This is a genomic window from Halorubrum amylolyticum, from assembly GCF_004114995.1.
Taxonomy (GTDB): Archaea; Halobacteriota; Halobacteria; order Halobacteriales; family Haloferacaceae; genus Halorubrum; species Halorubrum amylolyticum.
The window spans coordinates 88873-111303 of record NZ_SDJP01000007.1; the positions used below are offsets into that span (position 1 = coordinate 88873).

Here is a 22431-nt window from a genome sequence, read left to right on the forward strand (position 1 = left end):
TATCGGCCGATCGACTCCGCCGAGTCGGTCGCATTAGTCGGCCCGGCCGACCCGATTGACCCGGGAGAGAGAGCGACCGAGACGCTGCACTGATAGTGTGATCGGTAGACATGGGCGCCCGTAACGGAGGAAGCCGCATAACTGTGTCTTCTTCGACAAGGGTCGCCAGATGATTCGGATCGACCGCGAAGTGGGGCTGATGGGCGGTAGATATCGATCGACTGATCGTCGAACGGAGAGCGGAACCGGAGGCAGAACGGAGAGCGGAACCGGAGGCAGAACGGAGAGCGGAACCGGAGGCAGAACGGAGAGTGAAACCGGGGAGAGATTACTCGTCGGAGATGCCCCACGCGTCGGGCATCTCGATGACGTACCGACCGTCCTCCTGGAGCGAAATGATGTACTCCTGTCGGTCGTACAGCTCCATCAGGTTGAGCTCGTACTTCCCGGGACTCACGATCCGGATGCTCTCGAACTGCTCGTTGAGTTCGTCCCGGAGGTCGTCGATATCGGGGCGCGGCTCCTCCGGATCGGCCGGTGCGTCCGGACCGGACCCGGTCGAGGACGAACCGGTCTCGACACCTCGGCTCGCCCGGTCGAGTTCGTCGGGCGAGACGACATCCGAGCGCGCGCTCGCTTGCGCCACGTCTTCGTGGGTCCGCTCGCGGACGTGTTCCGAGTCCGCCTGCTCGGAGTCTATCGGCTGGGCGTCTGGCGCCTCGGACTCCGGTCCCCGAGAGTCCGGAGTCTGAGTTTCGGGCTGTCGGGAGACGGAGGTGGAATCGTCGGTAACGGAGGCGCCGCCCTCGCCGGTGGAGGTGGACTGTCGATCAGCGTCAGGTGACTGCCGGTCGGTGTTCGACGGCTTGTTCTCGGCGGGTGACGGCTGCTCGTCGGTGGCGGGTGACGGCTGCTCGTCGGTGGCGGGTGACGACTGCTCGTCGGTGGTTTCCCCGGCCGGTTTGAACTGGAACTTGTTCCCACCGCAGTCCGGACACCCGGAGAGCATCTCCTTGGAACCGTCGGGGAACGTCCGACCGCAGGTGGTACACTGGTGTGGCATTTACTTGCGGGAGACGAGCGTGCTGATGAGGTTCTCGTCTTTGTGCAGGGTCTCGATCTGGTTGGCCGGGCCAATGACGGTGAGCTTCTGGGTCGCGTTTCGACCCATCAATTTGTCGAGGAAGCTCTGATCCGCGGTCTCCGCCTTCGGGTACGTCTCGATCTCGATGCCGGTGAAGTCGTCGGGGCTGATCTCGGTCATCGTCACCTCGATGAGCTTCGACTCCTCGTCCGGAGAGAGCCCCTCTTCGAGGATGACGATGTTACCGTCGCGGACCCCGTCGAGGATGAGCCGGATCTTCTCCATCCCGGTGAGTCCGTCCATCCGGGCCCCGCTTATCATGTCGATCCGGACCCCGTCGTCGGAGTCGTCGGAGGGCGTGTCGTCGTCGACGTCTGGGGTTGGGCCCGGCATTACCCGAAGTACTCCGCGATATTCGTGTACACTTCGTCCATGTTCTCGCCCTCCAGCGCGGACAGCGGGATCGTCTCGTGTTGCGGGAAGGCGTTCGCGATCTGCTGGACGTCCGACTCGGAGAGGTCCGTCTTGTTCGCGAGGATGAGCGCGGGGAGGTCCTGCGACTCGATGATCCCGATGAGCATGGTGTTCACCTGCGTGAACGGGTCCGTCGTAGAGTCGAGCACGTAAATGACGCCGTCGACGTCCTCGCGGAGCCAGTGCATGGCCTCCGCGACGCCCTCGGTCGCCTCACGCGACCGACGGACCGCGTCGTCTTTGTCCATGTCGTGGTCGAGGAAGTCCTTGTAGTCGACCTTCGTCGTCACGCCCGGCGTGTCGACGATGTCGATGGTGACCTTGCGCCCGTTGCGCTCGATCTCCACGTTCTCCTTCCGGCGCGCCCGGCGGGTTTCGTGTGGAATATGGCTCTCCGGCCCGACGGCGTCACCCGTCCAGTCGCGTGCGATCCGATTCGCGAGGGTCGTCTTTCCGGCGTTCGGCGGTCCGTAGATCCCGATCCGCTTGGGTTCGTCGGCCGCGAACAGCCCGTCGGTGACCCGTGATATGCTGTCTTTAAGATTCGTGAGCAGTCCCATCCTGACCTCCAGTCCTGTGTTCTCTCCCAGACACCCTGTGCGGTGTGGTAACGCCCGATACCGCGTATCCAGCGTGTGTTCGGGGAATTACAGTAGAATCCACGCCCCTCTCACTTAAGAACTGCGTCAGACACGTCCGATCGGGTGATATTCGGGTCGTGCGGTCGTTGACACCCTCGATTGCGGTTGTTCATTTATTCGAGATTATTAATGAATTCAAATTATTAACGGATTCTTAACGACATGGTGGACGTCGGGGATCGGCGAGAAACGAACCCACGGGAAATGAACCGGCAAGAATCGTTGTACATTCACCGAGGTCGACGCCTCGGAGAGGCGTCATATCTAGCCGGAGCATATCTAGCTGGAGCATATCTAGCGGAAAGAACACCCGGTGCTTTATCGCCAGCCGAATGTCAGCCTCACGAAGTTCTTCACGTAGGTTGTTTCAGCCATACCATTGGTAGCATCTCCACCCCTCCCCCACCCCTTCGTTTCGACTGGAGACCACTACCGGCGTAGGGGGCGGAGAGGGATGACAGCGTACCGGGGATAAATACCATTTAGATCCTACTTAATCTATCTAATTTTTGTAATGAATTAATTCTAGGAGACTGCCGAGGGTACCTTACGATTGATAGTATAATAAAACCACCGCTATATAGGTACCGTCTCCACCACCCCCCACCCACCAAATCCGTGTTCCACACGAAACGAAGGGGTGGGGGGTCAAAAGAACGGAACGGACAGTCCGGCGGATAACCGACGACGACCAGACAACCCGAAAGCGAAACGGAAGATGTCCGGAGCCAGCTCCGAGACAACGAGCGGTTCCCGTTACGTTCGTGTTGTTCGACTGAAAAAAGCCACCCCTGTTTCCCGTCTAGTGGGTCCCGCGTGCTAACGCCGCGATTTCGTCGTCGATCTCGCCGCCGATTCTGCCGTCGATCGCGAACGACACGGTCCATTTCGGGTCCGGAGAGTAACACTTTTGTTCCCCCTCTTCATCTGGTTCGAGTGCATCAACTGGACGTATTCGACCACGAGATCGGTCGAGTATCGACGTTTCAGGCCGGAGTACGACATCTGTCGTTGTTTCGCGTGCGACTTCCACCTGAAACAGGGGGGTTCCAATGGACGAAGGAGAGAACACATCGCAGACCGGTGAATCGGAAGACGGCAGCGGGATCGCCGGAGATCACTCCGGAACGGACGACGCTGACGAAACCGACGAAACTGACGTTGATCTCGACGATCCGCCGTCGCTCGATTCATCGACACCGTCCGATCGCTCGACGTCCCAAGCGGACTCGCCGGAGTCAGACCCGACGGAATCAGCCTCAGTAGAGTCAGGCTCGCACGCTAACCCGAAGTCGGACCCCTTGACTGAGGTTTCGGCGGACATCGACGACGTTTCGGCGGACATCGACGACGTTTCGGCGGACATCGATGTCGGAAGCGGCGGACGAGACCGGTCCTCTCCGGATGTCGACTTCGACGGCGTCGTCCTCGACGACGACGAGGAGAATCAGGGCCTGTTCGACGACCTGCTCTCCGGAGAACCGATCTTCGAGAATAAAGAGGTCCTCCGTCCGTCTTATACCCCCCACGAACTCCCTCATCGCAACGACCAGATCAACCGGATGGCGACGATCCTCGTCTCCGCGCTCCGCGGGGAGACGCCCTCCAACATCCTCATCTACGGCAAGACGGGCACGGGGAAGACGGCCTCCGCGAAGTTCGTCTCGCAGGAGCTCGAATCCACCTCACAGAAGTACGACGTGCCCTGCGAGGTCGAGTACATCAACTGCGAGGTGACGGACACGCAGTACCGCGTCCTCGCGCAGCTCGCAAACACCTTCATCGAGAAGAACCAGATGGTCATCGCGGACCGGCTCGATCGGTGTCGCGAGCTCCGCTCCACCGCCGTCGACGACCCGACCGCCCTGACCGACACCGAGTTCGCGACCGTCGACGACCTCGACGCGCGGATCGACGAACTCGAAGCCGACGCCGACGAGATGGAGGAGGTCCCGATGACCGGCTGGCCAACTGACCGCGTCTACTCGACGTTCTTCGAGGCGGTCGACTACCACGAGCGGGTGGTCGTGATCATGCTCGACGAGATCGACAAGCTCGTCGAGAAGAGCGGGGACGACACCCTCTATAACCTCTCGCGGATGAATTCGGAGCTCAACCGCTCGCGCATCTCGATCATGGGGATCTCGAACGACCTGAAGTTCACCGACTTCCTCGACCCCCGCGTCAAGTCCAGCCTCGGCGAGGAGGAGATCGTCTTCCCGCCGTACGACGCGAACCAACTCCGCGACATCCTCCAGCACCGCGCCGACATCGCGTTCAAGCAGGACGCGCTCACCGACGACGTGATCCCCCTCTGTGCGGCGTTCGCCGCGCAGGAACACGGCGACGCCCGCCGCGCGCTCGATCTGCTCCGGACCGCGGGCGAGCTCGCCGAGCGCTCGCAGGCCGAGATCGTCGCCGAGAAACACGTCCGGCAGGCGCAGGACAAGATCGAGCTCGATCGCGTCGTCGAGGTCGTCCGCACCCTCCCGACCCAGAGCAAGATCGTGCTGTTCGCGGTCATTCTCTTGGAAAAGAACGGCGTGCACAACATCAACACCGGCGAGGTGTTCAACATCTACAAGCGGCTCTGCGAGGAGATAGACGCCGACGTGCTCACGCAGCGCCGCGTCACCGACCTCATCAGCGAGCTCGACATGCTCGGGATCGTTAACGCCGTCGTCGTCTCGAAGGGGCGCTACGGCCGCACGAAGGAGATGGGCCTGTCGGTACCCGTCGAGGAGACCGAGGCCGTCCTCCTGTCGGACTCCCGGCTCGGCGACATCGAGAACGCGCAGCCGTTCGTTCAGGCCCGGTTCGATAACTGACACGGCTCGATTAGCGGACCTTCGATTTCTCTCTTCCTTCCGCTTTCTCTCCGATCCCCTGCCTTCCCTCTGATCCCCTGCCTTCCCTCTGATCCCCTGCCTTCCCTCTGATCCCCTGCCTTCCCTCTGATCCCCTGCCTTCCCTCTGATCCCCTGCCTTCCTTCCGATCCCCCTTTCCCTTCAGCCGACCGCAACCGGTTCGGCGTCTCCACTCGAAATGATGGGATTCGCGTCGGAAACGATGGGTTTCGCGTCGGACACGCTCCCGTCGCTGGCCCCATTGATCCCGACCCCTTCCGCCCGAATCGCGACGCTCGTCGCCACCACGTCGGCCGGCTCCGCCTGTCCGGTCGCGATCAGCCGGACGTAGCCGAGGTACGGCACGCGAACCCGTGCGACTCCGGTCACCCAGTCAGCCCTGACCGGCGCGGCGAGGCCGTTCGCCTGATCGTACTCGCCGTTGTTGTCGCCGAGCGTGATGAACCCGTCGTGAGGCGCGGGACAGTGGTTGAGCTCGCCGCAGTCGGCGGCGCTGTGGTACCGGTCGTCGGCGCGGTCGTACCAGTTCTCGCCCTCCTCCACGCGAAACATCGCCCGGTGGATGATCGGCGAGGCCGTCCGCCCGGGCGGCCGGTAGATCACCACCGAGCCGTAGGACCCGAAGGTCCGGTAGTCGGCGGCCTCGCCGCCCTCGTGGGTCACGACGCCGATGTCGTTGTCCGCGGCGTCGGGCGCGAGCCGCCCCGGCTCCGTGACGAAGACGAGGTCGCCGACCTCCATGTTCGGCTCCATGCTCCCGGACTCGACCGCGACCATCGGCGGCCACACGCCGCTGACGCCGAACAGGATCAGGCCGATCACGAGCACGATGGCGACGCTGGAGAGCATCTCTCGGACCCACATCAGCGGCCCCTCCCTATCGTGGCGGAACCGGTACAGGAGCCCCCCGTCGGAAGCGTCCGAACTCCGTCCCGTTTCGGCTCCGGATCGCTCCGTTTCGGTACGGTCCCCTCCCGTTCCGACTCCGGACCGATCGGTTTCGCTCCGATCCTTGGAGGCTCGCTCGCTCCCGCCACCCGACCCGACATCTCTCTCGGACCCCATCTCGCTCCCGTCGTTTTCGCCGTTTTCGCTGCTTTCGTCGCCGTCGGTCGCGCTGGCATCGATGGGATCGTCGCCAGCGAACCCGTTGCCGGCGAAGCGGTCGCCGTCGCGGTCGTCGCCGGCGGTAGGGTCACCCCCGTCGGGACCGTCGTTCCCGGTATCGCTGTCCGCCGATCCGGTCTCCCGGTCGGGTTCGTCGCCGCCCGACCGATCCCCTTCGTCCATTACGTTCGGGTTGACGGGTTTCGGTCATAAGCTTCCGGGTCCCGGTCGCCGCGGTCGCGGTCGATCTCGGGTAACCGACGGGGCTCCGGAACCGTTTTGAGCCGCCCTCCCCTTTCAGATGTCGTGCCGCTGGAGTCGAACGCCCGGATCGCAAAGGAACTCGCCAGACACGGATACAACGCCGAACGCGAAGCGATCACCCTCCTGGCGAGCGCGCCCGACTCCGCTACCGCCGTCGAATCGGTCGTCGACCGCGCCCCGGACGACGCCCTCCGTATCACCTCCGACCACGTCCGCGCCGTCACGAACGACCGATCCCCTTCCGGCGCCGGCCCGACCGAGCCCGACTCCGCCCCGACCGACGAATCGCCTCCAACCCGAACCGGCGACGAATCGCCCTCTCCACCCTCGAAGACGCGATCTCCAGTCGAAATGGAGGGGTCCTCCTCAAACCTTCCGTCCGACCCCGACCGCAACGCCGACCGTAACACCGCCACCACCCCCCACCACGATCCCGATCTGCGCGACCTCGAGGTCGGCAACGACATGACCGGTCGAAGCACCGGGACCGGGGAGTACGGCGACTTCGTCAAGACGTTTCGCGACCGCTACGAGCGGCTCTCGAAGGTGCTTCGTGGCCGCGTCAACCACCGGCCCGCCGAGGCGATCGCGGAGATGCCCGGGGGGAGCGACGCCGCGATGATCGGGCTCGTCAACGACGTTCGCTCCACCAAGTCCGGCCACTGGCTCGTCGAACTGGAGGACACGACCGGAACGTTCCCCGCGCTGATCATGAAGGACAAGGGCCTCGCCGACCTCGTCGACGAGATCCTGATGGACGAGTGCCTCGCCGTCGAGGGGACGCTCGCCGACGACTCCGGTATCCTCTTCGCCGACTCGCTTCACTTCCCGGACGTTCCTCGGACCCACCGAACCGGGGGGGCCGACCGCCACGTGCAGGCCGCGTTGATCTCCGACGTTCACGTCGGCAGCGACGAGTTCATGGCCGACGCGTGGAGCAGCTTCACCGACTGGCTCCACACGCCCGAAGCCGAGCCGGTCGAGTATCTGCTGCTCGCCGGCGACATGGTCGAGGGCGTCGGCGTCTACCCCGATCAGGACGAGGAGCTGGAGATCGTCGACATCTACGACCAGTACGAGGCGTTCGCGGAACACCTCAAGGAGGTGCCGGCGGACACCGAGATCGTGATGATCCCGGGTAACCACGACGCGGTCCGGCTCGCGGAGCCCCAGCCCGGGTTCAACGACGAGATCCGCTCCATCATGGACGTCCACGACGCCCAGATCGTCTCGAACCCCGCGACCGTCACCGTCGAGGGCGTCGACGTGCTGATGTATCACGGCGTCTCGCTCGACGAGGTGATCGCGGAGCTCCCCGAGGAGAAGGCGAGCTACGACGAGCCGCACAAGGCGATGTACCAACTGTTGAAAAAACGCCACGTCGCGCCGCAGTTCGGCGGCCACACCCGCGTCGCGCCGGAGGAGCGCGACTACCTCGTCATCGAGGACGTGCCGGACGTGTTCCACACCGGCCACGTCCACAAGCTCGGCTGGGGGAAGTACCACAACGTGCTCGCCGTCAACTCCGGCTGCTGGCAGGCCCAGACCGACTTCCAGAAGTCCGTCAACATCGACCCCGACTCCGGCTACGCGCCCATCCTCGATCTGGACACCCTCGACATGACCGTCAGGAAGTTCGCGTAGCGCCCTTTGACGCTCCGACCTCTAGGACGCGCCCGACAGTTGAAGTATCAATCCGCCGCCAGCCCCGCCGTGACCTGACCGTCGTCCGCGGCGTACTGGGCGGGAGCGCGACGCACCGCCGCGGGCAACCGAACCACCGACACGCGTCGCCTGTTCGCCACCCCCCGCCGATCGCTACCACCGATCGATCGCCATCATCCATCGACTACCGGTCGATATCGACCCGCCCGCTGGTCGCGCTGTTGAGCCGCTCAACGAGCGACTCGGCCTCGGCAACGGGGACCCGAAGCGCGAATCGCACCCGCTCGTCGTAGTCGGCGTCGAACTCGACGCCGGAGGACTCGATCACGCCCCGGATGGTCCCCGAGTCGTCGTACGCGGTCTCCACGACCAGCCGGCGGTGCGGTCGCTCCTCGATCACGCCGGCATCGTCGATTCCGTCCTTCACCGCCCGCGAGTAGGCGCGCGCGAGCCCGCCGACGCCGAGGTTCGTCCCGCCGTAGTACCGGGTCACCACGGCGACGACGTTCCGGATCTCGCGCTGCTGGAGCACGTTGAGCGCCGGCTTCCCCGCCGAGCCGGTCGGCTCCCCGTCGTCCGAGGAGTACTCCCGGAGCATGACCTCGCTGCCGGGCGTCCGGGCCGAGGCCTCCCCGGCAGGCACCCGGTACGCCGGCACGTTGTGGGTCGCGTCGTCGTACTCGGTCCGAACGCGGTCGACGAACTCCTCGGCCGCCTCCACCGTGTCGGCCGGCGCGACGTGCCCGAGGAACTCCGAGCCCTGCACCTCGAACGTCGCCGTCGCGGACTCCTCGACCGTCAGGTACGTCTCGCTCATGCGCGTGCGTCCTCGCCGTTGTCCACGGTCCCATCCTCCTCGTTCCCGCCCCCCTCCCGTCGTTCCACCACGACGCTCGTCGGCGGCGCGAGCCGGTACAGCGCGAGGAACGCGGCGACCCCGACGACCTCCGCGCCCTTGCCGACGATCGCGAGCGGATCGCCCGCGAGCGCCGCCGCGGTCCCGCCCCCGTGCCATCCCGCGTAGCCGACGAGGAACGCGGCGAGGGTGCCGGCGCCGAGCGCGTACAGCCGCCGGTACTCGTCCGCGCGCAGCGTCGCGACCGCGATCGCGACGGTGAACGCCCCGCCGAGCAGGAACACGTAGGGACGCGCGTCCGCGGGTTCGCCGAGCCGCGGCCACGCCCACAGGATGTGGACGGCCGCGCTCAGCGCCGCGGTCTGGACGGCCACCGCCCGGAGGAGCCGCTTTCGCGGTGCGTCCCGCCCGGCGTACGCACGGTCCGAATCGCCCTTCGTCGCGGTCATCGGGTCACTCCCACGGATGGTACCCCGGCGCGTCGGGCCACAGCGGGTACCAGTAGGACTCGTCGTCTTCAAGGCCGAGCTCCCCGTCGAGGACGGACTGGAGCTTGAACTCGACCTGCTGGTTCCGGTCGCTCGTCCCCTTCGGCGAGAACGGGTAGTAGGCGCCGCGTCGGAACGAGTAGATCCAGTAGGCGTCCGCGTCGCCGCTCTCGAACCCGAAGACGGCCGCGAGCAGGCGGGAGCCGAATCCCTCCTCGATGAACTGGTCGGCCGCGAAGTGGATACTCGTCACCAGATCTTCGGGATCGTCGTCCTCCAGCACGAACCACTGGTAGCCGTGGTCGTCCTCGTGTCGGTGGAATCCGGTCCCGGTGTCGATCTCGCCGGCCTCTAGGATGGCCTCGACCGCCTCGACCGCGTCGTCGAACCGGGTGCTGTCGACGCCGGAGAAGCACAGCGCGGCTTCCCCGCAGTGGTCGTAGCCGAGGTCAGCCTCCATCGTCATGTACGCGGTCGACATCCCGAAGAGGTCCTCGGGGTCGGCCTCGCGGGTCGCGTCCGTCTCGGCGCTCGTCCCGAGCACGGCGCGGATCGTGTCGAAGATGCCCATCTATGGGCACGGCTAGGCGACGCGGGGTTTAGGAGGTTTCCGTCGCCGGACTCGTCTTCCTCCGCATCCGCGTCCCTACTCCTCCGACTCCTCCTCGACGCGATCGAGGTACGTCAACACGCCGCGCGCGTTCAGGCTCGCGTCGGCCCGCGCGCGCTCCGGGTTCCAGAACTCCACGTCTCGGCTCGCCTCCTCGAAGTGCTCGACGACGGCCTCGTCGTCGCCGAGCGTCTCGCGCTTCTCCCGGACGGCCTCGACCCATTCGACGTACGCCCGCTTCGCCTCGCCGATCAGCGACGGCTCGTACTCGCGCGGGCCGAAGTGGCCGAAACAGAGGTACTCGGGATCGATCTCCTCGATGGCCGAGAGGTCCGTGAGACACTGGTCGAGGTCGAACTGCGGCGGCGGTGATGTGAGGCGAACCGTGTCGACCTCGGGGACGTAGATCCCGGCGGCGTCGGCGGTGAAGACGACGTCGGCGTCGGGTTCGTGGTAGAACGCGTGATGCGGCGCGTGACCGGGCGCCTCGTGGACGACGAGCTCGCGGTCGCCCAGATCGATCCGGTCGCCGTCGGCGAGCCCTGCGATGCGGTCCTCGGGAACAGGTGCGGGCTCGTCGTAGTACTGCCACTGGTCCTGCACGGCGGACTTCGTGCCGGCGACGAGCGCGCCCGGGTCGACGAGGTGTCGGACTCCCTTCTCGGGGACGCGGACCTCGGCGTTCGGGTAGCGCTCGGCGAGGTGGCCCGCGCCGCCCGCGTGGTCGAGGTGGGCGTGCGTGGGGAGGAGCCACGCCAGCTCCTCGCGCCCGATCCCGATCTCGTCTATCGTCTCGAACAGCGACTCGCGGTTCGCCCCCGTTCCGGTGTCGATCACGACCGGTCGCTCGGCGTCGTACACGTACACGGCCCCGTACTCGTCGGTGCCGTACATCCCGGTGTCATGGACGTACAGATCTGGCACCCCGCGGACCGCCTCGAACTCGCCAGCGTGCATGTGGACACGACTCCCGCGCGACTCCTTTTAACGATCGGTCCGGAAACCAGGCCGGGGTGGTGGCGCTCGGCTGGTACTACGGGCTGTGGGACGCGGTCGTCGCCGGGACCGTCGCCGTCGCGGTGGCGGCCGTCGGCAGCGTCGAGATGCACAGGCTCGGCGCGATCAACCGTCGGCTCCCGACGCCGGCGGCGCACAAGCGACTGCTGTTCGAGTCGAGCATCGAGATCGTCCTCGGCGTGCTCGCGTTCATCGCCCTCGTCACGTACGTGATTGCGTGGGACGGCGCCCTGATCGCCCGGCTGTTCGGCCCGGACCCGCCGATTCCCGTGGTCTACCTCACGCTGTCGATCCTCTGGGACCTCACCTACCGGATCGGCACCTCGTGGTGGAGCGCCGTCGTCGCGCTGTGGCGCGCGGTCTACGTCGACCTCCCCCCGACGGCGACCACCTCGCGAGTCAGGCGGCTCGACGCGGAGAACGTCGCGTTCTCGGCGATCCAGTTCGCGCTCGTCCCGTTCCTCCTCGAGGAACCGGTCCTGCTCGGGGCGGTCGTCGGCCACGTTCTCGCGGTCGCGATCGTCTGTTCCGCGGCGATCGCGCTGTCCTGACCGTTCTGACGGGTCGCGCTGTCCTGACGACCATCGCGCCGTCGCGACTCAGCGACGAACGTCCGAGTGAGTCAGGAATCGGCCGAACCGGAGAAGAAGTCCGCGAGCCGTCGGTTCACTCTCCTTGTAGCTCTTGGAACTTGTCGAGGAGTGCCTCCGCGGAGTCGCCGGAATCGTACGTGAGCGATCCGGAGTACTCCGGCCGCTCGGCGTCGAAATCGGCGTCGACTTCACTGGTCTTCTTCTCGCGACGCTCGTGCTCGGCCTCGTCATAGGCACCCATTGACATGGTACACTCTCGCTTGGAAACTGTCAGTATTATATGTGTCGGTGAAATATCCGATCCGCGAAACGTCTGTCGAGGGAATGACGGGCGAGACTGATCGGAGTGCAGGATCGACCGACGGACGGGATCGCCGGCCGATTCCGGTAGCTCGCTTCGGACCACCGGAACCGATTAACCCCACCGTGCGGTAGCACCGGCGTGGCCAAACCGCTCCGATTCAGGCGCGCGTCCGGCGGCTGGAGCGCCGACCGCGTCCGTGCGCGGCTCGAACGCCCCCTCGACGACAACCTCGGGGCAACCGCGGGCGACCCGTGGTTCGCCCCGCCGCCGGGCTACGAGGCCCGGCGGTTCGACATGGACGACGGCTCGTTCGCGCTGTTCTGCTGGACGGACGACGACGGCGACCCGCCGGGCGGGACCAACGGCGGGCCGGTCGGGTACTGGGTCGGCAACACGGAGACGCCGAGCGAGCTCTGGCGGACGGACAAGTACGGGTTCGACGAGGTCGCCTACCCGGTCGCGCGGTGGGTCCAGCGGGAGCTGCTCGCCGGGCTTCACGACGAGGAGCCGTGGCTCGCTGCGTACCCGCACGTCTCGTGGTTCTTCCTGCCCGTGTTCTGCTCGAAGGACGGCGCCGAGACGACCCGGGCGTTCTTCCGCGACCACGCGGCCGGGTTCCCCGACGCGACCCGGGAGGAGGGGACCGGCTTCGTCGAGGAGACGCTTCATCCGGGGACGCTCGACGACTACCGCGAGGTGATGGCGGGGAAGCTCGGAACCTCGGCGTCGTTCGATCTGGTCCGGATGAGCGCCGCGATCGCGGAGTTCACCGCGGCCCGAATCCTGACCGAGGCCGGCTACGAGGTGACTCCCGAGATCGAGGTGACCACGGGCCACTCGCTCGATTACCGCGCGACGGACCCGAACACCGGGGCCGCCTCGCTGGTCGAGGTGACGCGCCCGCAGCCCGTCTCCGGGCGCTCCGCGAGCGACCCCGTCGCGGCGGTCCGCGACACGGCGGAGACGAAGACGAGCGGGCAACTGGAGGCGCACGGCGGCGGCGCCACCCTCTTCGTGGACTGCACCTCCTTCCCCGCGGACGACTGGGCGGCCGTGCGCGAGGCGCGACCGGAGGTCCGACACAGGCCGGCGGTCGTCCTCCGCGCGCGCCCGGACGGACGCGTCGAAGGGTATCGAAAGGGATCGGTCCCGCTCGATCTGTCGGCCGCGATCGACTGGGTCTGATCGGTCGGCAACAGGTCGTACGAATCCCTCTCAGCGTTGACGCCGGACGTGACCACGCCAGCCGCGAGCGCGTCGCTCTCCGTCTGAATCGCTCGAAAAACGGAGTACCGCTTCGTCGTCCGATCAGAACGAGACCGGTGCCGGCCCGTCGTCGTCGGTCGTCGGGTCGCGGTCCGAGTAGAACCGCCGACCGACCCCGCGGTGACAGACGCCCGCGCGGAGCGTGGTGAACACGTCGTCCGCGTCGTCGAACGTCTGCTCTCCGAACCGCTCCAGCACGTCTCCGAGTCGCTCGGAGCCGTCGGCGAGCTCTACGGTCGCGTTCCCGTGGGCCGCGATCAGTTCCTCCGAGGTCGTCGGGTATTGGTGCCGTTCGAGTCGGTCGTCGACGCCGTTCAAGCGCATCAATTACTACGAGCCGCCGACGGTCCTTAATGATTGTCCATGCACAACCTTAGTCCGAAGAAGAACATTATATTTCCTTATATTGTCGATCACTCGCATGCTCGGCCGCCGGTCGACCGCCGACGCTTAGTGCGCGGTCGTCGAACGGCGGGCATGGACACGGACCGGATCGTCGCCGACCTCCACGCGCACACGACGGTCTCTGACGGCACTCTGACGGCCGACGAGCTCGTCGACGTCGCCCGCGAGGCCGGCCTCGATTGGGTCGCGATCACCGACCACGACCGCGTGCACCCGGACGTGGGCGCGCCGGTCGTCGAGCGCGACGGCGTCCGGGTCGTCCGCGGGATCGAACTCCGCGTCGACGCCGGCTTCGAGCGGCTCGACCTCCTCGGTTACGCGGTCGAACGCACCGACGCGCTCGACGCCGAGATCGAGCGGCTCCAGACCGACCGGGAGCAGCGGGGGGCCGCGATCCTCGACGCCGTCGAGGACCGGCTCGGGGTCGACCTCGGCGTCGAGCTCCGTCCCGGACTCGGACGCCCGCACATCGCCCGCGCGATCGACGAGTCGCCGGCGCCGTACGACTACGCGGGCGCCTTCGACGAGCTGATCGGGAACGACGGTCCCTGCTACGTCGCGCGCGAGGTGACGGAGCTGGAGCGCGGCGTCGAGCTGCTCCGGGACGCCTCGGCGGTCGTCGGGCTCGCGCACCCCTTCCGGTACGATGACGTGGACGCCGCCCTCGACGTGGCCCGCGAGCTGGACGCGGTGGAGCGGTTCTACCCGTACGGGCGTGCGGTCGACGACGCGCGGGTCGAGCGGGTCGCCGCCGAGAGCGACCTCCTGTTGACGGGCGGCACCGACGTGCACGAGCGCACCCTCGCCGAGGCGGGGCTGACGGCGGAAGCGTTCGCGCCGGTCCGCGAACGGCTGCCGGACCCTCATCGCGGCCCCCGCTCCGACGCAGCCTAACGGGTTCGGATTCCCGACCTTCCCGATCGACGAACAGGGTTAAGCCCGACGCCGACAGAGTGGCGCGTATGCGGTGTCACTACTGCAAGCGGGAGGCCACGTACGAGGCCGAGCAGAGCGGCGTGGTCGTCGGGCTCTGCGAGGAGCACTTCAAGGCGCGCGTCGAGGAGCTCGCCGAGTCCGACGAGCTCGCCTCGCTCCGCGACAAGATCGACATCGAGTCGTCGGAGTAGCCGCCGACCGGAGCGCTCCGTCGATCCCCTCGCTCCCCGTTATTCGCCGGTTTGCCGGTTCGCCGCGGACGGATCATAGAAGGCCTCCCGGAGCCAACGCTCGGGCATGCACCCAACGGACCGACCGCGGCGGCTCCGCACCGACGGCGTCCGCCCGCTCGTCAGCGAGACCTCGCTGTCGGCGTCGGACCTCGTCGCGCCCGTCTTCGTCGACGCGACGACCGACGAGCGCGTGCCGATCGAGACGATGCCAGGCCACGAGCGAGTCCCCGTCGACGAGGCGGTCGCGCGCGTCGAGGAGGTCCGCGAGACCGGCGTCGAGGCCGTCATCCTCTTCGGAATCCCCGAGTCGAAGGACCCCGAGGGCACCCGCGCGTACGCGGACGACGGGGTCGTCCAGCGCGCGATCCGGAAGATCACCGCCGAGACCGACGCGTACGTGATCGGCGACGTCTGCCTCTGTGAGTACACCGACCACGGCCACTGCGGCGTGATCGAGGAGTCGGCGGAGACGGACCCGACGCTCACCGTCAAAAACGACGAGACGCTGGAGCTACTCGCCCGGACCGCCGTCTCGCAGGCGGCCGCGGGCGCGGACATGGTCGCTCCCTCGGCGATGACCGACGGACAGATCCGGGCGATCCGCGAGGCCCTCGACGAGGCGGGCCACGAGGACGTGGCGCTGATGAGCTACGCGGTCAAGTACGAGTCCGCCTTCTACGGCCCCTTCCGCGACGCGGCCGACGGCGCGCCCGCGTTCGGCGACCGCCGGCACTACCAGATGGACCCCGCGAACCGCCGCGAGGCGCTCCGCGAGGCCCGGATCGACGCCGAAGAGGGCGCGGACGTGCTGATGGTGAAGCCCGGCCTCCCGTACCTCGACATCGTCGGCGACCTCCGGCGGGAGTTCGACCACCCGATCGCCGCGTACAACGTCTCCGGCGAGTACGCGATGATACACGCGGCCGCGGAGAAGGGCTGGCTCGACCTCGAGGCGACCGCCCACGAGTCGCTGCTGTCGCTCAAGCGCGCGGGCGCGGACCTGATCGTCACGTACTTCGCCGAGGACCTCGCCGAGCGCTTATAAGCCGGAGCGGGCGGAGACTGACGCTCTTGCTACGTATTCACATCGGCGCGCCCCGGTGAGCGGCCCGGAGGGCCGCGAACAGCGAGGGACCTTCGGTCCCTCTGGCAGCCGGCGCGTAGCGCCGGCGACGCCGGTGCGAGGGAGTCGCGAGCGAAGCGAGCGACGAGGTTGGGGAGGTGTGAGGCTGCGGTTGCGGTGCGGGGCGGGACTCAAAGGGGCAGTCGCGAGGGCGACGCTTGACGACGCAAGCACCGCAGGAACGAGCGAAGCGAGTGACGAGGAGCGCAGCGAGTCACGCGAGCCGTCGTGGCTGGGGCTTTGGGGGCGTTTACCGTCGATCTTCCAGCAGTCGATTAGAAGCGAACGATCGAAGATCCGGAGTCGTCTACACCACCTGCTCGCCGTCGTCGTCGTACACCTCGATGGCGTCGACCGGGCAGACCCGCGCCGCGAACTTCGCGTCGAACTCCTCGCCGTCGGGCACGTCGACGACGAACACGTCCTCTTCTTCCTCCTCGCTTCCCCGCAAGTCGGCCTTCCCGTCGTTCAGGTTCTTCTCGAAGGCGTCCCACTCGGCGACGCACTGGAACATCCCGACGCAGGTGTCGCGGTCGAACTTCACGCGCATGCCTCCCGGTTCGTCGAGGCGGTACAAAGCGCTGGCGACGGCTTACGATGGATCGTTGAATCGGGTCACTGACCGATCGCGGATCGATGCGATCATTGATGGGATATCGTTTCGAATGCGTCCATCGCTAAAGCCACGGTTGATCGCTTATAAGCCGCTGACAGCGGATCAACGGGGAACACCTCCAAAGCCCCACCCGGGAGGACGGGGCACGCTCGCTGCGCGCCTCACTCGGTTGCTACCGCTCCCTCGTTGCGGTGCTTACATCGCCTGCCCCGTCCTCCCGGGTGCCCCTTTGAGTCCCACCCCGCCTCGCACGGCACCGCAACCTCACACCTCCCCAACCTCGCGGCTCCCTTCGTCGCCGGCGCTACGCGCCGGCTGCATGAGGGACCTTCGGTCCCTCTCTGGTCGCCGCGTCCCTCGCACGGCGCTCCTCGCGCCCTTCGGGCGCTCGGAGGCGCGCGCCAACCGCAATCGCCAAGATCGGGGTGCCGTCGATCGACGCTCCGTCCGCCGCGACCGTCCTTTTTAAGCGTCGCAGGCGCCCATCGCCGCGTATGACCACGGTCTGGCTCGTCGACCGGCAGTTCGACTCGAAGGGGCTCGTGCGGCTCACCTACGCCACGGAGGACGGCGAGCGCATGCACACGAAGGAGCTGGCCGAACAGCGGCTCCTCACGGGCGACGGGATCACCGCCGGCCGCGAGGTCGAGGAGACCGCGCTCGGCGAGAGCCCGGCGGACGAGGTCGAGCGGTTCGCCGCGGAAGCGTCGAAGATGGCCGCAGACCACGACATCGACGACACGGTCTGACCGCCTCTCCGCGCACCTCGTCGCGCCTGACCGCGCAATTCCGCCCCACACAACCGAGGCCGTTAAGGGGGAACCGGCGGAACGTGAGCGTGAAATGCCCAGTGGTGAGTACGACCCCGACGCCGTCGAGCCGCGGTGGCAGCGGCGATGGGTCGACGAGGAGACGTACGCCTACCCCGACGACGACCCGGTCGATCCGAACACCGTCTTCTCCATCGACACGCCCCCGCCGACGGTGTCGGGGAGCCTCCACATGGGCCACCTGTACGGGTTCACCCTCCAGGACTTCGTCGCGCGCTTCGAGCGCATGAACGGCGGGGCGACGTTCTTCCCGTTCGGCTACGACGACAACGGGATCGCCTCCGAGCGGCTCACCGAGGACGAGCTCGACATCCGCCATCAGGACTTCGAGCGCCGCGAGTTCCAAGCGAAGTGCCGCGAGGTGTGCGCGCAGTACGAGGAGCAGTTCACCGAGAACGTCCAGTCGCTCGGCGTCTCCGTCGACTGGGACCACACCTACCAGACCATCGAGCCGCGCGTCCAGCGCGTCTCCCAACTGTCGTTCCTCGACCTGTACGACCAGGGCCGCGAGTACCGCGAGAAGGCGCCCGCGATCTGGTGTCCCGAGTGCGAGACCGCGATCTCGCAGGTCGAGACCGAGGACGACGAGCAGGCCAGCCACTTCAACGATATCGCCTTCCCGGTCGTCGGGAGCGACGGGGCCGATGACGACCCCGAGGAGTTCGTCATCTCGACGACGCGTCCGGAGCTCCTCCCGGCCTGCGTCGCCGTCTTCGTCCACCCCGACGACGACGAGAACCGGCACCTCGTCGGCGAGTCCGCCGAGGTCCCGCTGTTCGGCCACGAGGTGCCGATCATCGCCGACGAGCGCGTCGACATGGAGACGGGCTCGGGCATCGTGATGTGCTGTACGTTCGGCGACCAGAACGACATCGAGTGGTACCAAGTCCACGACTTGGACCTCCGGGTCGCCATCGACGAGTCCGGTCACATGACCGAGGTCGCCGAGGAGTACGAGGGGCTGCACGCCGACGAGGCCGGCGAGGCCATCGTCGAGGACCTCGAGGAGGCGGGCGCGCTGCTCGACCGCCGCGACATCACCCACACCGTCAACGTCCACGAGCGCTGCGGGACGAGCGTCGAGTTCCTCGTCACCGAGCAGTGGTACATCGAGATGCTCGACAAGACCGACGAGTACCTCGAGATCGGCCGGGAGATGGAGTGGTCCCCGGAGAAGATGTTCAGCCGGTACGAACACTGGGTCGAGGGGCTGCAGTGGGACTGGCTCATCTCCCGGCAGCGCTCCTCCGGAATCCCGTTCCCCGTGTGGTACTGCGAGGACTGCGGCGAGGTCGTCGTCGCCGAGAAGGCCGACCTGCCCGTCGATCCCCTCTCCGACGACCCGCCGGTCGACGCCTGTCCGGAGTGCGGCCACGGTGAGTTCGAGCCCGAGAACGACGTGCTCGACACGTGGGCCACCTCCAGTCTCACCCCCCTCATCAACGCCGGCTGGGACTGGGACGAGGAGGCCGAGGAGTTCACCATGGAACATCCCGAGCTGTACCGGTTCGACCTCCGCCCCCAGGGCCACGACATCATCAGCTTCTGGCTGTTCCACACGCTCGTCAAGTGCTACGAGCACACCGGCGAGGTCCCGTTCGAGGAGACGATGATCAACGGGCATGTCCTCGACGAGAACCGCGAGAAGATGTCGAAGTCGGTCGGCAACGTCGTCGAGCCCGAGGCGGTCCTCGAGGAATTCCCGGTCGACGCCACGCGCTACTGGGCCGCCGGCACCGCCGTCGGCGACGACTTCCCGTTCAAGGAGAAGGACCTCCGCGCGGGCGAGAAGCTGATCCGCAAGCTGTGGAACGCCTCCAAGCTCGTGGAGTCGCTCGCGCCGGAGCCGTACCCGGACGAGCCCGACGACGAAGAGCTCCGGGAGCTCGACCGGTGGCTGCTTGCCGAGCTCGACAGCCAGATCGAGCGACTCACCGAGCTGTTCGAGGACCGCGCGTTCTCGAAGGCCCGGGACGAGCTCCGGAGCTTCTTCTGGAACACCTTCTGTGACGACTACCTCGAGATCGCCAAGCAGCGCGAGGACGACGCCGCGGCGTACACGCTCCGGACCGCCCACCGGCGGTTCCTGAAGCTGTTCGCCCCGCTACTCGCGCACGTCACCGAAGAGCTGTGGCACGACATGTACGCGGACGCCGCGAGCGATCCGGAAACCGACGCCGCCGTCTCCGATGGCCCCCGCGACTCCGTCCACCTCGTCGACTGGCCCGCGCCGCTCGGGATCGAGGCCGATCGCGACGCGGGCGCGGCCGCCACCGCCGTGGTCGGAACGCTGCGGAAGTACAAGAGCGAGAACCAGCTCCCGCTGAACGCCGAACTCGACGCGGTCGAGGTGTACGCCGACGTCAGGGGATTCGAGGACGACATCACGGGCGTGATGCACGTCGCCGACCTCACCGTCCATCCCGACGAGGACGCCCCGGTCGAGACGGTGGTCACCGGAATAGACCTCGACTACGCGACGGTCGGACCGAAGTACGGCGATCAGGTCGGAGACATCGAGGCGGCGCTCGCGCAAGGGGAGTACGAGATCGACGGCGACGAGCTCCACGTCGCGGGCGTCACGCTCGTCGCCGAGGAGTTCGAGATCGAGGAAGAGCGGCAGTACCAGGGCGACGGCGAGCTGCTGGAGGCGGACGACGTGGTCGTCATCGTCCGCAGCGAGGCCTAGCGCTCTTTCGGCGCAGTCCGGCTACAGGTCCGCGCCGACGGCGGCCTCGACCGAGTCGAAGCCGTCGCGATCGAGGAGGTCGAGGACTCCCTCGTTGATGTCGCGCGCGATGCCCGGCCCCTCGTAGACGAGCCCCGTGTACAGCTGCACGACGGACGCCCCCGCCCGTATCTTCTCGTAGGCGCCCTTCGCGTCCGAGATCCCGCCCACCCCGATCACCGGAACGTCGGTGCGTTCGGCGACGAACCGGACTCGCTCCGTGGCGATCGGCTCTATCGGCTTCCCCGAGAGACCGCCCCGTTCGGCCTGCCGAGGGCTTTTCAGGGAGTTCGGCCGCGACGTCGTGGTGTTGGTCGCGATGACGCCGTCGAGCCCGAGATCGTCGACGACTCCGAGCGCGTCCTCGACGGCCGGCTCCGGGAGGTCCGGGGAGAGCTTCACGAGGAGGGGGTCCGCGCCCGCGTCCGCGAGGGCGCCGAGTATCTCCGCTAACGCCGCGCGGTTCTGGAGTTCGCGGAGGCCGGGTGTGTTCGGGCTCGACACGTTGACGACGAAGTAGTCGCCAGCTTCCGCCACGCGCTCGTACGTGTACAAGTAATCCTCAGGGGCCTCGGCGAGGGGCGTCGACTTCGACTTCCCGATGTTGATCCCGACCGGAATCTCCGGCAGCGGCTCCCCGTCGAGGCGTTCGCCAACGACGTCGGCGCCCTCGTTGTTGAACCCCATCCGGTTTATCAGGGCCTCGTCCTCGCGCAGCCGGAACAGTCGCGGCCGCGGGTTCCCCGGCTGTCTCTCGGCCGTGACGCCGCCGACCTCGACGTGGCCGAACCCCAGCGCGGCGAGACTGCGCGGAACCTCCGCGTTCTTGTCGAAGCCCGCTGCGACGCCGACGGGGTTCGGAAACTCGTTCCCGAACGCCTCGACGCGCAGACGAGAGTCGTTCACCGCGAACCGGTCGCGGAGGAGGTACGTCACCGGCGTTCCCTGTACCGTCCGTAACAGCCGGTGTGTCAGTCCGTGAACCGTCTCCGGCGGCAGCCCGAACAGCGCCGGTTTCAACAGGTCGTACGCGCCCATCGTTTCGGTCTCGTCACGGACGGGCATCAATCCGCCGACCGGCGTCGCACATGACGGTTCTCTGGATCTCCGGCTGTTCGGTGTCTCGGTCCGGTCTTCGAAGGACAAGTGCGGCGGAACGCCCGCGCGGTCTCAGAAATCGTGTTCGAGGTCTTCCGGGCTGGAGTCGGCCTTCTGGATGATTATCTTCCCGTCTCGGACCCGGACGAACACCTCGTCGCCGATCTCCATGCCGGCGACCGCGAGCTCGTCCTCGTGGAGGTTCACGTGGACGTTGTGGTACTCCCCCTCGTCGTCCTTGGCGCCACTGGGGCTGAGCTTCTTTTTACGGACCATCGCGGTTGTGCTGGTCGGACTTCGCCATAGCAGACACATAAGTGTTGTTTACCCGCACGATAGCGACGCCGCTCCCTCCGGGCGTCGACGTGCCCCACCGCCGGTGGCCTCGTCTCGGAGGGCGAGCCGCCGTCGGCCGATCGCCGAACCGCCGTGTCGATCGGTCGAAACCGCTAGCCCGTGCGGAGTTAATATATAAATGTTTTGCAGATCTGTTTTCATTTCGCCGATATATTTATTACAGGCTGTGTGTTGAGTTCGCATGGAGGATAAATCATGGTACGTGAAGACGGTAAGCGAAACTTCGCCCTTCGAGAGGAAGACGGATCGGAACCGAGCGAGTTCTCCGGTAACATGCCCCGTCAGGCTGCGCTCAAGGCTGCCCGTACCCTCGACCCCGCGCCTTCCGAGGAGGCGGCGGAGCGGATCACGCTCCAGCTCCGCGAGAAGGGGACGCAGAAGGTCCACGAGTACGAGGGGTGGGCCTGGAAGGACAGCGCACCCGAGGTCGACGAGGCCGACGACGAGTTCTGGCTCAACGACCTCGACGATATCACGAAGGCGAACGTCTCGAAACAGGGCATCGAGTACATCGACGACGAGTAGTTCGGGGTCGGACCCGTTTTTTTGCCGTGCCCGCCCGCGTAGCTATCCGCTCGTTCACACTTCCTCGCCATGAAACCGCATGACGTAGCACCGATAGTTCGACGGGGTTAAATACAACCCGGCCATCGTGACTAATGCGAAGAACGCACCTGCGAACTCGGGCCGTTCAACTCGGCCCGGTTTCGCTGGGCCTGAAGGGCTTCGATGGGTTTATGACCCCTCGAAGAAAACAATCAGGTCCGCGAAGATGAGGATTTCGCCCCCTGCGCTCCGGCGTAAGCGGAAATCTGATGTGAGCCGTGGTCGTTCGGTGTCATCCAGGTCGCTGGGTGGACCGGACACC

The 22431-nt window shown here is 66.7% G+C and carries 23 protein-coding genes; 10 read left to right on the plus strand and 13 right to left on the minus strand.

Features of this window, described 5'->3' with window-relative positions; all coding sequences use genetic code 11:
• Positions 1-328: 328 nt before the first annotated feature.
• Genes ESO89_RS08045 through ESO89_RS08055 form a run of 3 tightly spaced genes read right to left on the minus strand, consistent with a single transcriptional unit; the run spans position 329 to position 2118 of the window.
• Positions 329-1063, minus strand: coding sequence for a Zn-ribbon domain-containing protein (locus ESO89_RS08045; RefSeq protein WP_128905019.1), 735 nt, complete (start codon positions 1061-1063; stop codon positions 329-331).
• A complete protein-coding gene (locus tag ESO89_RS08050) occupies positions 1064-1477 on the minus strand; it encodes a DUF2073 domain-containing protein (protein ID WP_128905020.1) in 414 nt (137 codons plus the stop codon).
• Complete coding sequence (locus ESO89_RS08055) at positions 1477-2118, minus strand: Era-like GTP-binding protein (protein ID WP_128905021.1); 642 nt, start codon at positions 2116-2118, stop codon at positions 1477-1479. Before ESO89_RS08055 ends, ESO89_RS08050 begins: the two co-directional genes overlap by 1 nt.
• Before the next feature lie 1133 nt (positions 2119-3251).
• Between ESO89_RS08055 and ESO89_RS08060 the strand changes: the two genes are divergently transcribed.
• Positions 3252-5027 (plus strand): Cdc6/Cdc18 family protein, encoded by a 1776-nt coding sequence (locus ESO89_RS08060; RefSeq protein WP_128905022.1) that lies wholly within the window; start codon positions 3252-3254, stop codon positions 5025-5027.
• 181 nt (positions 5028-5208) lie between these two features.
• Here the strand turns inward: ESO89_RS08060 and ESO89_RS08065 are convergent, their stop codons facing one another.
• Complete coding sequence (locus ESO89_RS08065; protein ID WP_128905023.1) at positions 5209-6357, minus strand: S24/S26 family peptidase; 1149 nt, start codon at positions 6355-6357, stop codon at positions 5209-5211.
• Between the two features lie 123 nt (positions 6358-6480).
• Between ESO89_RS08065 and ESO89_RS08070 the strand changes: the two genes are divergently transcribed.
• Positions 6481-8082 carry a DNA-directed DNA polymerase II small subunit gene (locus ESO89_RS08070; protein ID WP_128905024.1) on the plus strand — a complete coding sequence of 534 codons (1602 nt, stop codon included), beginning with the start codon at positions 6481-6483 and terminating at the stop codon, positions 8080-8082.
• A 205-nt stretch (positions 8083-8287) separates the two neighbouring features.
• Here the strand turns inward: ESO89_RS08070 and ESO89_RS08075 are convergent, their stop codons facing one another.
• The 4 genes from ESO89_RS08075 to ESO89_RS08090 form a co-directional block, all read right to left on the minus strand.
• Positions 8288-8920 carry an IMPACT family protein gene (locus tag ESO89_RS08075; RefSeq protein WP_128905025.1) on the minus strand — a complete coding sequence of 211 codons (633 nt, stop codon included), beginning with the start codon at positions 8918-8920 and terminating at the stop codon, positions 8288-8290.
• Entirely contained in the window at positions 8917-9408 is a 492-nt protein-coding gene (locus ESO89_RS08080; RefSeq protein ID WP_128905026.1) for a hypothetical protein, read from the minus strand. Before ESO89_RS08080 ends, ESO89_RS08075 begins: the two co-directional genes overlap by 4 nt.
• 4 nt (positions 9409-9412) lie before the next feature.
• A complete protein-coding gene (gene pspAB, locus ESO89_RS08085; protein ID WP_128905027.1) occupies positions 9413-10018 on the minus strand; it encodes a PspA-associated protein PspAB in 606 nt (201 codons plus the stop codon).
• A gap of 75 nt (positions 10019-10093) precedes the next feature.
• A complete protein-coding gene (locus ESO89_RS08090) occupies positions 10094-11014 on the minus strand; it encodes an MBL fold metallo-hydrolase (protein WP_128905028.1) in 921 nt (306 codons plus the stop codon).
• Between ESO89_RS08090 and ESO89_RS08095 the strand changes: the two genes are divergently transcribed.
• The gene (locus ESO89_RS08095; protein ID WP_394345376.1) at positions 10975-11625 is read left to right on the plus strand and encodes a DUF7530 family protein; all 651 of its coding nucleotides are present in this window, start codon (positions 10975-10977) and stop codon (positions 11623-11625) included. The two genes, ESO89_RS08090 and ESO89_RS08095, sit on opposite strands and share 40 nt — an antisense overlap.
• Before the next feature lie 115 nt (positions 11626-11740).
• Here the strand turns inward: ESO89_RS08095 and ESO89_RS18505 are convergent, their stop codons facing one another.
• Positions 11741-11908 (minus strand): DUF5786 family protein, encoded by a 168-nt coding sequence (locus ESO89_RS18505; protein WP_170938337.1) that lies wholly within the window; start codon positions 11906-11908, stop codon positions 11741-11743.
• Positions 11909-12109: 201 nt separating this feature from the next.
• Between ESO89_RS18505 and ESO89_RS08100 the strand changes: the two genes are divergently transcribed.
• A complete protein-coding gene (locus ESO89_RS08100) occupies positions 12110-13156 on the plus strand; it encodes a DUF5784 family protein (RefSeq protein ID WP_128905029.1) in 1047 nt (348 codons plus the stop codon).
• A gap of 123 nt (positions 13157-13279) precedes the next feature.
• Here the strand turns inward: ESO89_RS08100 and ESO89_RS08105 are convergent, their stop codons facing one another.
• Positions 13280-13561 (minus strand): DUF5789 family protein, encoded by a 282-nt coding sequence (locus tag ESO89_RS08105; RefSeq protein ID WP_128905030.1) that lies wholly within the window; start codon positions 13559-13561, stop codon positions 13280-13282.
• A gap of 153 nt (positions 13562-13714) precedes the next feature.
• Between ESO89_RS08105 and ESO89_RS08110 the strand changes: the two genes are divergently transcribed.
• From ESO89_RS08110 to hemB, 3 genes are all read left to right on the plus strand, one after another.
• The gene (locus ESO89_RS08110) at positions 13715-14536 is read left to right on the plus strand and encodes a PHP domain-containing protein (protein WP_128905031.1); all 822 of its coding nucleotides are present in this window, start codon (positions 13715-13717) and stop codon (positions 14534-14536) included.
• Positions 14537-14604: 68 nt separating this feature from the next.
• Complete coding sequence (locus ESO89_RS18510) at positions 14605-14769, plus strand: DUF6757 family protein (RefSeq protein WP_164932768.1); 165 nt, start codon at positions 14605-14607, stop codon at positions 14767-14769.
• Between the two features lie 106 nt (positions 14770-14875).
• Positions 14876-15856, plus strand: coding sequence for a porphobilinogen synthase (gene hemB / locus ESO89_RS08115; RefSeq protein ID WP_128905032.1), 981 nt, complete (start codon positions 14876-14878; stop codon positions 15854-15856).
• Between the two features lie 385 nt (positions 15857-16241).
• Here hemB and ESO89_RS08120 read toward each other — a convergent pair whose 3' ends face one another.
• Positions 16242-16484, minus strand: a complete 243-nt coding sequence (locus ESO89_RS08120; RefSeq protein WP_128905033.1) for a ferredoxin — start codon at positions 16482-16484, stop codon at positions 16242-16244.
• A 560-nt stretch (positions 16485-17044) separates the two neighbouring features.
• Between ESO89_RS08120 and ESO89_RS08125 the strand changes: the two genes are divergently transcribed.
• On the plus strand, positions 17045-17299 hold the full coding sequence (locus ESO89_RS08125) for a hypothetical protein (protein ID WP_128905034.1): 255 nt from the start codon (positions 17045-17047) through the stop codon (positions 17297-17299).
• A 94-nt stretch (positions 17300-17393) separates the two neighbouring features.
• Positions 17394-20069: a valine--tRNA ligase gene (locus ESO89_RS08130; RefSeq protein ID WP_128905035.1), complete on the plus strand. Its 2676-nt coding sequence runs from the start codon at positions 17394-17396 to the stop codon at positions 20067-20069.
• 21 nt (positions 20070-20090) lie between these two features.
• On the opposite strand, the gene ESO89_RS08135 is transcribed toward ESO89_RS08130, so the two are convergent.
• Together ESO89_RS08135 and ESO89_RS08140 are read right to left on the minus strand one after the other, a co-directional pair.
• Positions 20091-21146, minus strand: coding sequence for a quinone-dependent dihydroorotate dehydrogenase (locus ESO89_RS08135; RefSeq protein ID WP_128905040.1), 1056 nt, complete (start codon positions 21144-21146; stop codon positions 20091-20093).
• 132 nt (positions 21147-21278) lie between these two features.
• Positions 21279-21482, minus strand: a complete 204-nt coding sequence (locus tag ESO89_RS08140; RefSeq protein ID WP_004048031.1) for an AbrB/MazE/SpoVT family DNA-binding domain-containing protein — start codon at positions 21480-21482, stop codon at positions 21279-21281.
• 276 nt (positions 21483-21758) lie between these two features.
• Between ESO89_RS08140 and ESO89_RS08145 the strand changes: the two genes are divergently transcribed.
• On the plus strand, positions 21759-22088 hold the full coding sequence (locus ESO89_RS08145; protein WP_128905036.1) for a non-histone chromosomal MC1 family protein: 330 nt from the start codon (positions 21759-21761) through the stop codon (positions 22086-22088).
• Positions 22089-22431 lie beyond the last annotated feature (343 nt).

What these genes read in the sequence shown, in the direction of transcription:
- ESO89_RS08060 (WP_128905022.1), top strand. Translation starts at nt 3,252, where the DNA reads ATGGACGAAGGAGAGAACACATCGCAGACCGGTGAATCGGAAGACGGC.
- ESO89_RS08050 (WP_128905020.1), bottom strand. Translation starts at nt 1,477, where the DNA reads ATGCCGGGCCCAACCCCAGACGTCGACGACGACACGCCCTCCGACGAC.
- ESO89_RS08075 (WP_128905025.1), bottom strand. Translation starts at nt 8,920, where the DNA reads ATGAGCGAGACGTACCTGACGGTCGAGGAGTCCGCGACGGCGACGTTC.
- ESO89_RS08140 (WP_004048031.1), bottom strand. Translation starts at nt 21,482, where the DNA reads ATGGTCCGTAAAAAGAAGCTCAGCCCCAGTGGCGCCAAGGACGACGAG.
- ESO89_RS08105 (WP_128905030.1), bottom strand. Translation starts at nt 13,561, where the DNA reads ATGCGCTTGAACGGCGTCGACGACCGACTCGAACGGCACCAATACCCG.
- ESO89_RS18510 (WP_164932768.1), top strand. Translation starts at nt 14,605, where the DNA reads ATGCGGTGTCACTACTGCAAGCGGGAGGCCACGTACGAGGCCGAGCAG.
- ESO89_RS08080 (WP_128905026.1), bottom strand. Translation starts at nt 9,408, where the DNA reads ATGACCGCGACGAAGGGCGATTCGGACCGTGCGTACGCCGGGCGGGAC.
- ESO89_RS08065 (WP_128905023.1), bottom strand. Translation starts at nt 6,357, where the DNA reads ATGGACGAAGGGGATCGGTCGGGCGGCGACGAACCCGACCGGGAGACC.
- ESO89_RS08055 (WP_128905021.1), bottom strand. Translation starts at nt 2,118, where the DNA reads ATGGGACTGCTCACGAATCTTAAAGACAGCATATCACGGGTCACCGAC.
- ESO89_RS08135 (WP_128905040.1), bottom strand. Translation starts at nt 21,146, where the DNA reads ATGGGCGCGTACGACCTGTTGAAACCGGCGCTGTTCGGGCTGCCGCCG.
- hemB (WP_128905032.1), top strand. Translation starts at nt 14,876, where the DNA reads ATGCACCCAACGGACCGACCGCGGCGGCTCCGCACCGACGGCGTCCGC.
- ESO89_RS18505 (WP_170938337.1), bottom strand. Translation starts at nt 11,908, where the DNA reads ATGGGTGCCTATGACGAGGCCGAGCACGAGCGTCGCGAGAAGAAGACC.
- ESO89_RS08145 (WP_128905036.1), top strand. Translation starts at nt 21,759, where the DNA reads ATGGTACGTGAAGACGGTAAGCGAAACTTCGCCCTTCGAGAGGAAGAC.
- ESO89_RS08125 (WP_128905034.1), top strand. Translation starts at nt 17,045, where the DNA reads ATGACCACGGTCTGGCTCGTCGACCGGCAGTTCGACTCGAAGGGGCTC.
- ESO89_RS08045 (WP_128905019.1), bottom strand. Translation starts at nt 1,063, where the DNA reads ATGCCACACCAGTGTACCACCTGCGGTCGGACGTTCCCCGACGGTTCC.
- ESO89_RS08110 (WP_128905031.1), top strand. Translation starts at nt 13,715, where the DNA reads ATGGACACGGACCGGATCGTCGCCGACCTCCACGCGCACACGACGGTC.
- ESO89_RS08130 (WP_128905035.1), top strand. Translation starts at nt 17,394, where the DNA reads ATGCCCAGTGGTGAGTACGACCCCGACGCCGTCGAGCCGCGGTGGCAG.
- ESO89_RS08120 (WP_128905033.1), bottom strand. Translation starts at nt 16,484, where the DNA reads ATGCGCGTGAAGTTCGACCGCGACACCTGCGTCGGGATGTTCCAGTGC.
- ESO89_RS08090 (WP_128905028.1), bottom strand. Translation starts at nt 11,014, where the DNA reads ATGCACGCTGGCGAGTTCGAGGCGGTCCGCGGGGTGCCAGATCTGTAC.
- pspAB (WP_128905027.1), bottom strand. Translation starts at nt 10,018, where the DNA reads ATGGGCATCTTCGACACGATCCGCGCCGTGCTCGGGACGAGCGCCGAG.